This window comes from Kitasatospora sp. NPDC098663 (assembly GCF_044760075.1).
GTDB lineage: Bacteria > Actinomycetota > Actinomycetes > Streptomycetales > Streptomycetaceae > Kitasatospora.
On sequence record NZ_JBIWAP010000005.1, the window covers coordinates 108,237 to 119,739 of the forward strand.

The following is an 11,503-nucleotide window of genomic DNA, read 5'->3' on the forward strand; positions in this document are numbered from 1 at the left end:
TGAACGGGGACGCCGACGACGACGACGCGGTTCCCGTCCCGACACCGGCCCCGGACCCGGACCCGGACCCGGACTGAGGACGTCGCCGTCGGCCCCTGCGGCGTCATGCCGGGTGGATGAGGCGGCTCTCGTAGGCGAAGACCACGGCCTGTATCCGGTCGCGGAGTTCGAGCTTGTGCAGGATTCGCCCCAGATGGGACTTCACGGTCGCCTCCGCGAGGTGCAGGGCGGCCGCGATCTCGGTGTTGGACAGGCCGCAGCCCACCTGGACGAGCACCTCGCGCTCACGGGCGCTGAGCCGGCTCAGCCGATGGTCGGGGCCGACGCTGCTGCCGTCGGGGATGTGCGGGCGCAGCTGCTCCAGCAGGAGGCGGGTGATCCGCGGGGACACCACCGCGTCGCCCGCGGCGACGCTGCGTATCGCGGTGAGCAGTTCCTCGGGCCTGGTGTTCTTCAGCAGGAAACCCGAGGCTCCGGCGCTGAGTCCGGCGAAGGCGTATTCGTCCAGGTCGAAGGTGGTGAGGATCAGCACCCTGCTGTGCGGGGAGGCCCGGATGACCTGCCGGGTCGCCTCGATCCCGTCGATCCCGGGCATCCGGACGTCCATGAGGACGACATCGGGGCGCAGCTCCCGGGCGAGGCGTACGGCCTGGGCGCCGTCTGCGGCCTCGCCGACCGGTGCCATGTCGGGCTGGGCCTCCAGGACCGTGCTGAAGGCCATCCGGAGCAGTGCTTCGTCGTCGGCGATCAGGATGCGGATCGTCATGCGGATGCCGCTCCACCGCTGTCGAGGAAGAGGCGGGTGTGGACTCCCCAGCCACCACCCGGAAGCGGTCCGGCCCGCAACGACCCCCCGTAGGCGGCCGAGCGTTCGCGCATGCCGGGGATGCCGTGGCCGGACGGTGTGGCACCGGGAAGCGGCGGGCGGGGGCCGCTGTCGGTGACGTCCACGGTGACGGTCCCGGTCGAGCACCGTAGCCGTACCTTCGCGCGTGTGCCGGTGGGTGTGTGCTTGAGGGTGTTGGTCAAGGCTTCCTGTACCAGGCGGTAGACGGTCAGTTGCGCGGTGGCGGGTATGTGGGTGTGGCCGCCCTGGACCTCGATGCGGGTCGGCAGCCCGGCGGCGCACATCTGGTCGGCGAGGGCCTCCAGTTGGGCGATGCCGGGCAACGGGTGGCGTTCCGCGTCCGGTTCGTCGGTCCGCAGGACGCCCAGCGAGCGCCGCATGTCGGTCAGGGCCTGCCGGCCCGTCTCGGAGATCTGGAGCATCGCGGTGGTGGCCTTGTCGGGCGACCGGTGCTGCGCGTAGACGGCGGCGTCGGTGAGCGCGACCATGACGGACAGGTTGTGGGTGACGATGTCGTGCATCTCCCGGGTGATACGTGTCCTCTCCTCGGCGACGGCCAGTCGCGCCTGCTGTTCCTGCTGCTGCTCCAGGCGTGCGGCCCGTTCCTCCACGGCCGCGAGGTAGGCACGCGTGGTCCGCACGTTCACACCCAGGACGGCGGCGGCGACGACCATCGCGGTGACCGCGACGAAGGGGGTCAGGAACGCGCCTTCCGTCGCCCAGCGCAGGCAGGCCAGCAGGGCCCCCGCCTCCACGACGGCACCGGCGAGAAGCGCGCCGCGCCGGCCCGAGTTCGCGGCCGCCGTGTAGAGGGCCACCAACAGGCAGACGTCCGCCGGAAGTTGGATGTCCGTCAGCCACTGGACGAAGGCCGCGGCCGCCACGGCGCCGAACACCGCGAGCGGGGCCCGGCGCCGCCACACCAGGGGCAGCGCGAGGGCGGCGGTGAGGGCGACGGCCACCGGCAGCTCGTGCGGTGCCCGGGTGGTGACGATGTTGAGCAGGAGAAGCGTCGGCAGCAGCGAGTCCCACACCACGGGCGGCAGCCGGGAGCACCGGCGCCCGGCAGCTGTCACCAGTCGCGCGGCTCGTACGGAGGCCAGGTCGGCGTACCTCGTCAGCCGTGAGGCCGTCCTCGCCCAGCGCGCCCGCGTCAACGCCCGCACCCGATCCCGGTAGGCACTGCCGGGTTCCGCGGCCGCCTCGGTCATCACACGTCCCTGTCGATTCGGCGTCATGGTGGCCCCGGCCGGGGCTGCCACCGCGTACAGCCGGATCCGAGTCGAGTACGGGGAACGTACGCCTCGCGCCGCCCGGCACGTATCGCGGCCCTGTCACGGTAGGCCACGGGCCCCACAGAGCACATGAGTCCACCGTCTGACGGCACCGTGCCCGGATACGCCCGCAGGAGGAGTCCCACGACCTCCCGTGGTCGTAGGGCGGCCGCCGATCCGGCGTGCCCGATTGCCACTCCGGTCGCACCGCGAGCTGCCACGGATTGCGACCCCGGTGGCACACGACGGCGACCCGGGATCGATGTGGCAGCGCGTGCCCGGCGCCGAATATGGCCTGGTGACCGAGATCATCACGGGGCTGTACATGTCCCCCCTGGAAATCCTTGCCCTGCTGGGCGCCGTCGCACTGGTGGTGGCGCGCTGGCTTCCCCCCTCCGCCCGTCCACGCGTCACGATCGCGGCGGGGGCGGTTCTCGTGCTGTCCGCGATCCTGCTGGGCGTGACGGGGATCCGCTGGCAGCTGCTGCCGGTGCTGGCAGGCGCCGCCTTCGCGCTGCCGTTCGCCCTCTCCCCCCTGCTGCGGCCGCTTCGGCGCCGCCCCGGCCGGCCCGCGTGGCGGGCCCGCTGGTGGCTGGCGCTGCCGGGATCGCTGGCCTGCGCCGGCCTGATCGCCACGGGCCCGGCGGCCGCCTGGGCCCTTCCCGTACCCGAGTTCCCCACCCCGACAGGCGAGTTCGCGGTCGGCACCCGCGTGGTCCAGTGGACCGACCCGCGCCGTCCCGAGACCTTCACCACCGATCCGGACGACCGGCGCACGGTCGTGGTCCAGCTCTGGTACCCCGCGCAGAAGAGCCCCGCCGGCGCGCAGTGGGCCCAGTACCTCGGACGCACGGAGCACGAGGCGCGCACCGTCTCCGACGCCCTCGCCCGCCAGGTCGGCCTGCCGGGTTTCCTGGTCGACGGTGTCCCGCGCGCCCACACCCATGCCGTCTTCGACGCCCCGGTGGACGGCGGGCGGGGGCGGTTCCCCGTCGTCCTGTTCTCTCCCGGGTCGGGCGGAGTACGGACCCAGAACACCGCCTGGGCGGAGGAACTGGCCAGCCACGGCTACGTGGTCGCCGCCCTCGACCACCCGTACGACTCCGCCGCCGTCGTCCTCTCCGACGGCCGGACGATCACCACCGAGACCTCCTCCACCGGCGACCCGGACCAGGACGAGAAACTGGCGGCCGACTGGACCGCGATTCGGGCCGCCGACCTCGGCTTCGTCCTCACCCGACTGGACGGCCTGGACCGGGGTGAGACCGCCGACCCGCTGAGCGGACACCTGGACACCGGCCGGGCCGCGGTGGCCGGACACTCCATGGGCGGCGCCGCCGCCCTCCAGGCAGCCCGGCAGGACCGCCGCTTCCACGCCGTCATCGACCTGGACGGCTACCCGCACGGCCCCGCCTCCCCCGCCCTCGACCAGCCGACGCTCGCGCTCACCCAGGCCATCACCCCGGCAACCGACCCGCGCTACCTGCCCCGCCTCACCGAGGCGCTCAAGTCCAGCACCACGACGAGCTACCGGCTCACCATCCCCGGCGCCGCGCATCTCACGTTCATGGACGGCCCCCTGTATCTGCCGCCCGTGCCCTCGATCGTCGGCTCCCTGGGCCGCACCGAGAGCCCGCGCGTCGTCGCCGCAGCCACCCTCGCCTTCCTGGACGCCACTCTGCGGGGCAAACCCGGCGACCTGGCGGGCGCTCTGCCGGCCTACGGCAACCTCAGCGTCTACCGCCCGGACAGCACCCTCTGAACCAACTGTTCCGGGGCACGTACGCCTGCCGGACGAGGCTGAGGCCGGCGAGGCCGGCGCCGCGCTCGGCCCGACGGGCTCCCCTCCTCGCCGGCTCGGGGAAGGAGGGGAGCCTCAGTCGACGCAGAACTCGTTGCCCTCGATGTCTCCCGACGGACGCCCCGAAGCGTCTCGGTGAAAACAGTGCCGGACAGTGGAAGTTACTGATCTTCACCGAGGGGCTGGGCGGGGGTCGACAGGTGTTCGACTTCCGTTGCCGCTGGGGGTACTCCCGTCCATGCCCAAGGGTGATCGGCAGGGAGGGAAGAAACTCGCGCCGGGGCTGTGGCCATTCTTGGAAGCCCCGCGTGCCGTTAGAGCGAGTTGGAAAGGAGAGCATGGTTGACCGGTACCGACCCAAGCCGGCGGCAATACGGGCCCGTGAAGGGAACCCGTTCAATGACTCGCCGGCCGCCGAGATTCAAGCAGCCAATATCCGCTGTCGGGAAATTACTTCGGCTGAGTGGCAGCGCGTTGTGTCGATTCTCGAAGTGGCCGCCGGGCTCGGCGAAGTGGACCACTCGAACGTCAAGGACCTGTGCGTCTGCGTGGCCCGCATCGACCAGGCGGAGCGCGACCTGTCCGAACGCGGACTCATGGTCACTGCCGAGCGCGGCACTGTGAAGAACGGCGCCGCCGCCATCGCGACACAGTACCGCTCCCAACTTGCGCGCTATATTCGAGAGTTGGGATTGTCGCCGAGTGCTCGCGCAGCTATCGCACCGCCCGGGCCGGGCGACGATTCCGACATCTGGGATTGATCGTCCCGCCAAGCGATAGCAGTTAGTTAAGCTGCGAAAAACACAAGGGCCCTGTCCTGTTCTCCCGAAATGGAGGCAGGGCGGGGCCTTTTTGTGTTTTCACTGCCAATCGCTCGATGGCGATATCTGTAGGCGCATTCCTTCATAGACTTCCCTGAGGTCTCGAGCGTCGGAAATCTTTCGCACTTCTACTGCCTTGACGACTTCAAGGGCGCGCCAATGGTTAGACGGCGCCACTCGACCAGACAGCATGGCGCGCTGTGCCGAATCACATGCTTCATCCAATCGATTAGTAGCCACCAAGGAGAGCGCCAGGTCGATATTAGCGGATGCCACCCGACGAGGCCATTTGCTAACGTCATCCGAGGGGGGAGAGTCGCAAAATTACTTCTCGCGCATATGCTTCGGCTGCCGGGTCACCGAGCCATGCAAGCGTGGTCGCCGCATAGGCGAGTGATTTAGCTGGATCATATTGAAAATGATTTTCCGGCCGATTGGGAGTTCCCAGGGAAGCGGAAAGTGTTTGAACTCGATCTATTACGACATAAGTCTCGGCCGAATAGCCCAAGCGTGCAGATGATCGCCCTTGCTGAGCAAGGGACTGGATTTCAACCGAACTTCCGGCGGGCGCGAGCTGCTGAGCAGCGGCGCTAAGTTCCACTGCCTTCGAGTAGTCGCCATCAGTGAGAACCCGCCAGGCGTCAGTCTCAAAGCACCAAGCTTGAATTTCCGAATTCTCGGCATGTTGCGCTAGCGTCATCGCCGTTCGCAGTCTCGCCGTTGCCGCGTCCTGCTGATCGAGGTCGATGTGCAGGGTTGCGCCGAGAAGAGAGAACCAGCCACCTATTACTAGTAGCTGTCGGTGTTCGGCAAGAGTCTTTTTTGAATCCATGAGCCTTGCTACATAAAGCGCATATTTCCGCACCTGGCCCAAGAGTTCCTGCGGGGCCACAGTCGGATATTTGATTGCCAGGTCATGAAAAGTCAGCTCAAGACGTTCAAGCGTTTCCTTGCCTACGTCGCTGGCGGAGACCCTGCGCGCAAGCTCCAATGCCTCAATCTCATCGTCATATTCTGCCGAATTGCTGGGGGTCTCGTCCCGTGCGGGTTTCGGAGTCGCCGCGCTGCGCAAAAGAGAGCCAAGCTCAATTAGCGTGACTCGCAATACCTTGGCCAGGGTCGGGCGCTGCCAATCCTGGGGATCTACCTTCCCACTTTCCCATCTCGCCACAGTAGAGCGGTCCACACCAAGATTCTGAGCCAAGGACTCCTGAGTGAATCCAAGGGCCTTTCGCCTTTCGACAAGGGCCCTGCGCCGCTCTGCCATGCCGCCTCCCGGTCTCTGACTACCCGTTCTAGCAGGTCAGGACCCTTGGTGCAGAGAGTCTGAGACATGGATGCCACACGGATGCGTCATCCCTGCTCTGTCCAAGTACGAACGGCAGCCCTGTACTGGTGAATCACACAGTCCGGCGCCGATCGGAGGGACAGCAGTGAAACGACCGAGCATCGTGGCTGGCGTTCTGGCGGTCGTGGTCGCTCTCGGACCCGCTGCTCTGGTGGTCGCCCTGGCCAGGCTCGACCCGTACGCCGCGCGTCAGTGGGTCTGGTGGTTCTTCCCCCTGGCCGTCGCCATGCTCGGCATTGTGTACGGCGGGGACTGGGAAACGTGGTGGCGGCGAAGACGTGCCGCCAGGCGGTCCCGGTTGCGGGTCACAGTTCGCCATGTCCGTCCCGGAGAGCCGCCGTGACCCTCGTTGTTGAGGTACTGCCCACGCTGGCCGAGATCGGCGCGGGACGGTTGCCGGAGCCGCCCGAGGCCGACGACGGGAACACGTGGGCGGCCGGGGACTGCTGGCTCTACTGCGGGCGCACCTCGGTCCGCGTGCTCCGGCTCGGCCCCTCGGACGCGGATAGCCGTGCCCCATGAACTCCCGTTCCGGCGGGCGGGGAAGGGTCAACACCCCCGCCGGAACGGGCCCCAACTCCCACTCTGGGCACATCAACCCTCACACCCGGAGCGGGGCACGGCCACCCCGACCAGTTCGGCCCTGGACAGGGCGACTCGGCCGAGGTGGGACAGGCAACTCGGCTTCACGGTCGAGGTGTTGAACTTCGATGTTCGCAGGAAACGGAGGTACAGCACAGATGACGCAGACGCCCGCACCGTGGGGCACCCAGCGGATGGGGCCGTACGCGGCCACCACCACCATTCCGCAGCACACGCCCGTGATCGACCCCGAAACCCAGATCGCGGTGATCGTGGACGAGCACGGCCGGACGGTCGAGCTGGGCAGCCACGGCACCAGCACGAGCGGCCTGACGCCCACCACGACCACCCCGGGTGACGGGTCCGGCCCGGGTGGCGCGACCGACTCCGACAGCACCGAGTCGTACGACCAGGACCAGAGTTCCGGCTGATGCGCGACAGCAGGTCGGTACTGGTGCTGACCAACCCCTACGACGTGACAGCGGACGTGGTGCTGCGGCTTCTCGCCGAGCGCCGGGTTCCCGTGGTCCGTCTCGACCCCGGCACCGACCTGCACGCGGGTGCCTCGCTGACCGCCACGTACCGCACGGGCGACCAGCGGGGCACCCTGCACACAGCGAGCCGGGAGATCGACACCGCGCGGATTCGGTCCGTGTGGGTACGCAGACCCTCGCCCTACGAGGGACCGCCGGAGCTGACCGGCCAGGACCGCCGGTTCGCCGCAGAACAGACCCTGTGGGGCGCAGGGGGCATCCTCGCGTCACTGCCTGGCGCGCACTACGTCAATCACCCGTGGAGCAATCGGGCCGCCGAATTCAAGCCCGCGCAGCTCTCGACCGCGCAGCGCTGCGGGTTCCGGGTGCCCAGCACAGTGATCACCGACGACCCGCACGAAGCACGGACGTTCGCCGCGCAACAGTTCGGCGGAGTGGTCTACAAACCCGTGTGGAACACACCCTACCGCGTGGACGGTCAGCCGCACAGCGTGTGGGTCCGGGAGATGCGCGCCGCCGAGATCACCGACGCCGTGTCCGTCTGTCCCCACATGTTCCAAGCCAAGGTGGACAAGGCGTTCGATGTGCGGGTCACCGCCGTGGGCGCCCGGCTGTTCGGGGTCCGGATCGACAGTCCCGATCTCGACTGGCGCTACCGTCAAGACCTGATGACGTGCACACCGATCGAGGTACCCGCGCCGGTCGCACGTGCGGTCGCGGCCTATCTCGCCGAACTCCGTTTGCATTACGGCGCGTTCGACTTCGCTGTGACCCCTTCGGGTGACTGGTACTTCCTTGAGTGCAACCCGAACGGCCAATGGGCGTGGCAGCCGGCGCAGACCACCGCCGCCATCGCGCAAGCTCTCACCGACCAACTGGAGAAAGGCCCCGACACGTGAGCACATCGGCTCAGCTTCGCAGCGCCCTGGCGGACAGACTCGCCGAGGACGGCACCCTGACCGAACCCGGGTGGCGCAGCGCGGCCACCACGGTTCCCCGCGAGCTGTTCACGGGGTCCTACTTCCTGCCGGTGGCGGGCAGCATGCCCACCAGCTACCGGCCCGTCCGCGAGGGCGATCCCGGGTGGCTGGAGGGCGTCTACTCCGACGAGACGCTGATCACCCAACTCGACGGCCGGATCAGGCCCGACGATGTGACCGAGGATGCCGTGACCGGCTCCCCGTCGTCGTCGTCCACCCTGCCGTCGCTGGTGCTGCGGATGTGGCAGCAGCTCGGCGCGGAGGCGGGTCAGCGGGTGTTGGAGATCGGTACCGGAACCGGGTACTCGACCGCCCTCGGTGCGCACCGCCTCGGGGACGCCAACCTGACCAGCATCGAGTACGACCCGGTGGTCGGCGGGGCTGCCGCTACAGCGCTCAAGGCGGCTGGTTTCGCGCCCCGGCTGATCATCGGTGACGGGCTGCGCGGCGACCCGCAGGGCGGGCAGTACGACCGGCTCATTGCCACCTGTTCGGTTCGGTACGTCCCGCTGCCCTGGCTGCACCAGGTGAAGCCCGGCGGGAAGATCCTGGCCACGCTCTCCGGGTGGAGCTACGCCAACGCCCTCGCGCGGCTCGACGTGACCGGCCCCGGTGAGGCCACGGGGCGGTTCCTGCCCGGGTACACAAGTTTCATGATCGCCCGGCCGCACGACCGGCCACCCCGCCCGACGCTGGCCCTGCTGCCCGGGGAGGAGCGTCCGAGCCAGATCGACCCCGCGAAGCTCGACGACTGGACAGGCGGGTGGGTCGCGCAGCTCGCGGCGCCCTCGGCCGAACGCATGGGGGCGGGGGCGGAACAGATCCTCTGGGATGTCTCCACCGGTTCGCAGGCTCGGACGAGGCCCAACCCTGACGGTGGGTGGACCGTTGTCCAGCGTGGTCCCGTCCGCCTGTGGGATCGGGTGGAACGGGCGGTGCAGCGCTGGCAGGCCGCCAACGAGCCGCACCAGGAACGGTTCGGGATCACGGTCTCGGCCGCCGGTCAGCGGGTGTGGCTCGGCGCCGAGGACGGCCCCGGGTGGGACCTGCCGATCTGACGCACGCGGACCCGTGGGTCAACGCCGTGCACCGCCCTGGCGGGTGGTCAGACATCAAGACGTCCCGTTCGGCCAAGCGCCGGGCGGGGCTCTGTCGTTGGTGCCGGCCTGCGGCTGAGCTGCACAGAACTGGTAGTCACGTGTGTTGGGGTCCTGCATCACGATGCACGAATCGTGGCCGTCGTAGAGCAGTTGCACGCGTACCGCGCCGAGCGCGACCAGCCGGGTGCACTCGGCTTCGAGCGTGGCGAGGCGCTCCTCGCCCACGAGCCCGGTGCCGACCCGCACGTCGAGGTGCACCCGGTTCTTGACGGCCTTCCCTTCGGGAACGCGCTGGAAGAACAGCCTCGGACCCACACCTGAGGGGTCGTTGCAGACGGACCCCGAACCCCGGTCCTCAGCAGGCTGGGAGCGGTCGTACTCGTCCCAGGCGGCGGACCCTTTCGGCGGCGGCGATTCGTACCCCAGCACCTCGCCCAGAAGCGGGCGACGCGCTGGGGTTCCGCCGCAGTCGAAAGTGACTTGGAACTTCTTGATCGATGACATAAGCGCACCACAACAGGGGGTTGTCGCTCATCTCCGGCCCAGGATCCGCACGTTGGCGCTCCCGAAGCGGCAGGGCCGGAGATCCTCCAGGAGAACCGGGAGCCAGGCAGCCGCGGGAGTGCTGGGTGCGCTGACCACGGAGGTTGGTGCAGGGCCTAGCCGAACGACGTGGTGACGGTGTGGTGGACCCGGGCGATCTCGTCCTCCCAGTCGGGGACCGCGCGGGCGGGGACCAGGATGACGTGTTCGACGCCGACGGCCGCGAACTCGGCCAGGCGCTCGCGCAACGCCCGGTCGCCGCCGACGGCGTAGACGTCGCGGCTGGTACAGCCCTGCTTGTGGGCCGAGACCTCGGCGTCCAGCTCGCGCCGGAGCTCGGGGGTGTCGATGGCGGGCGGCACGTAGACGAGCTGCACCGCGCGGGTGATGTGCTCGGTGCGGCCGAGGTGCTGCCGCTCCTCGTCGAGGACCTTCAGGCGCCGGCGGTACTCGGCGGGGGTGATGAACGCGGGGACCCAGCCGTCCGCGAGGGCGGCGACGCGCCGTACGGTCCTCTCCCGACCTCCGCCCAGCCACACGGGCGGCACCCCGGTCGGGCCGCCGCCGCTGGATTCCCCGGCGGACTCCCCCACGAGGCGGCGCAGGCGGCGCAGGATGTCCTCCAGGGCGGCGGCCGCCTCGGCGGGGTCCCGGATGAGGGCCTCGCGGGGGCCGCCGATGCCGAGCTGGGCGACGAACCGGCCGTTCGACCGCCGGTACAGGTCGGTCAGTTCGCGGACCACGGCGGCGGGTTCCAGGCCGGCGGCGACCAGGACGTGCGGACCGAACACCAGGGCCGACGTCCTGCGGGCCACTTCCCGTGCCAGCTCGAGCGGCGGGGGCATGTCGTCCCCGTTGTTGTTGTAGAACCAGAACGAATCGAATCCGTGCCGCTCCACCGCGTCGAGCAATTTCCACAAGTGGTCCCGCTTCACGTCATGGCGCAACGAGGTACCGAAACAGAAGCCGAATTGCAGACCCATGAGACCTCCCTGTCGAGATATTGCCTGCAAGGCACGGACGCCTACCGGGCAGGCGGTCGATGAATTGGCGAGAGCCAGCTGAATACCGACTTCAGGTCCGCGATCCACAGGATTTCCCGCTCCTGCCGGACCATTTCGAACCGCGTCGAAATAAGGGGTGTCCGCTCGTCGCACGCACTCGATGACGCGGATCCGGTGCACCTTCGCCTGGAACGTACCACAGGGGTCAAGCCTTCGAGAAGTACGCCAATCCTGGCCTGAGGCTGGTTTACCGAGCCATATAACATCCTTTAACCGACCTTCGCAAGGTCCACAGGTTTCACCCAAATCAACGGTGCGATTCGCCCCAAAGTGCACCCCCGCACGGGCCCCGAGGCGGCAGGAGGGCCGGCGGAAGCGCCGGATCCGGTGTCGGGAGAGACGGGCGCAGCCCTATGTCCAGAAAGTCGCCCTCCCCGCACCTGCGAGAATAAGACATTCCGTTTGAGCGTTCTTGAAAAATTCCCAGGGCACATACAGACTCGTTTCGTGAACGGACCCCGGCAGGCCGGAGGTCCGACCCGGGGCACCGATCTCCGAGGGCGCCGACCGCACCTTCACGTACGCGCCCCCGGTTCCCCGCACAATTCGCCGTCGCCGGCGTCCGCCCGCTCACGGGCGAACTCTTCGAGTTTGCAGAGCCCCGCACCCGGATGGCCGCACAGTTTCATTCTTCCTCTCGACACCCCGC

Annotated in this window: 10 protein-coding genes and 1 pseudogene; 6 read left to right on the forward strand and 5 right to left on the reverse strand. The window is 68.8% G+C overall.

The annotated features are described in order from the left end of the window. Nucleotides 1-103 precede the first annotated feature (103 nt). Both ACIQVZ_RS07270 and ACIQVZ_RS07275 read right to left on the reverse strand, forming a co-directional pair. Complete coding sequence (locus ACIQVZ_RS07270; RefSeq protein WP_402447854.1) at nucleotides 104-766, reverse strand: response regulator; 663 nt, start codon at nucleotides 764-766, stop codon at nucleotides 104-106. Continuing rightward, entirely contained in the window at nucleotides 763-2,058 is a 1,296-nt protein-coding gene (locus ACIQVZ_RS07275) for a sensor histidine kinase (RefSeq protein WP_402447855.1), read from the reverse strand. The genes ACIQVZ_RS07270 and ACIQVZ_RS07275 overlap by 4 nt, the downstream gene beginning before the upstream one ends. Nucleotides 2,059-2,383: 325 nt before the next feature. Between ACIQVZ_RS07275 and ACIQVZ_RS07280 the strand changes: the two genes are divergently transcribed. Both ACIQVZ_RS07280 and ACIQVZ_RS07285 read left to right on the forward strand, forming a co-directional pair. After that, nucleotides 2,384-3,883 carry an alpha/beta hydrolase family protein gene (locus ACIQVZ_RS07280; protein WP_402448070.1) on the forward strand — a complete coding sequence of 500 codons (1,500 nt, stop codon included), beginning with the start codon at nucleotides 2,384-2,386 and terminating at the stop codon, nucleotides 3,881-3,883. A gap of 377 nt (nucleotides 3,884-4,260) precedes the next feature. Beyond that, nucleotides 4,261-4,683, forward strand: coding sequence for a P27 family phage terminase small subunit (locus tag ACIQVZ_RS07285; RefSeq protein WP_402447856.1), 423 nt, complete (start codon nucleotides 4,261-4,263; stop codon nucleotides 4,681-4,683). 358 nt (nucleotides 4,684-5,041) lie between these two features. On the opposite strand, the gene ACIQVZ_RS07290 is transcribed toward ACIQVZ_RS07285, so the two are convergent. Next, nucleotides 5,042-6,010, reverse strand: a complete 969-nt coding sequence (locus ACIQVZ_RS07290) for a helix-turn-helix transcriptional regulator (protein WP_402447858.1) — start codon at nucleotides 6,008-6,010, stop codon at nucleotides 5,042-5,044. A gap of 420 nt (nucleotides 6,011-6,430) precedes the next feature. On the opposite strand from ACIQVZ_RS07290, the gene ACIQVZ_RS07295 reads away from it, so the two are divergent. The 4 genes from ACIQVZ_RS07295 to tgmC all read left to right on the forward strand — a co-directional run bounded on the left by ACIQVZ_RS07295 (nucleotide 6,431) and on the right by tgmC (nucleotide 9,205). Continuing rightward, entirely contained in the window at nucleotides 6,431-6,613 is a 183-nt protein-coding gene (locus ACIQVZ_RS07295; protein WP_402447860.1) for a hypothetical protein, read from the forward strand. Nucleotides 6,614-6,831: 218 nt separating this feature from the next. Next, nucleotides 6,832-7,104, forward strand: coding sequence for a putative ATP-grasp-modified RiPP (gene tgmA / locus ACIQVZ_RS07300; RefSeq protein ID WP_402447862.1), 273 nt, complete (start codon nucleotides 6,832-6,834; stop codon nucleotides 7,102-7,104). Next, nucleotides 7,104-8,066, forward strand: coding sequence for an ATP-grasp ribosomal peptide maturase (gene tgmB, locus ACIQVZ_RS07305; protein WP_402447864.1), 963 nt, complete (start codon nucleotides 7,104-7,106; stop codon nucleotides 8,064-8,066). The genes tgmA and tgmB overlap by 1 nt, the downstream gene beginning before the upstream one ends. After that, the gene (gene tgmC / locus ACIQVZ_RS07310) at nucleotides 8,063-9,205 is read left to right on the forward strand and encodes an ATP-grasp peptide maturase system methyltransferase (protein WP_402447866.1); all 1,143 of its coding nucleotides are present in this window, start codon (nucleotides 8,063-8,065) and stop codon (nucleotides 9,203-9,205) included. The genes tgmB and tgmC overlap by 4 nt, the downstream gene beginning before the upstream one ends. A 150-nt stretch (nucleotides 9,206-9,355) precedes the next feature. Here the strand turns inward: tgmC and ACIQVZ_RS07315 are convergent. Then, nucleotides 9,356-9,751 (reverse strand): annotated as a pseudogene (locus ACIQVZ_RS07315) (VOC family protein); the annotation flags it as partial. Nucleotides 9,752-9,906: 155 nt separating this feature from the next. Continuing rightward, nucleotides 9,907-10,773 carry an LLM class flavin-dependent oxidoreductase gene (locus ACIQVZ_RS07320; protein WP_402447867.1) on the reverse strand — a complete coding sequence of 289 codons (867 nt, stop codon included), beginning with the start codon at nucleotides 10,771-10,773 and terminating at the stop codon, nucleotides 9,907-9,909. Nucleotides 10,774-11,503: the final 730 nt, after the last annotated feature.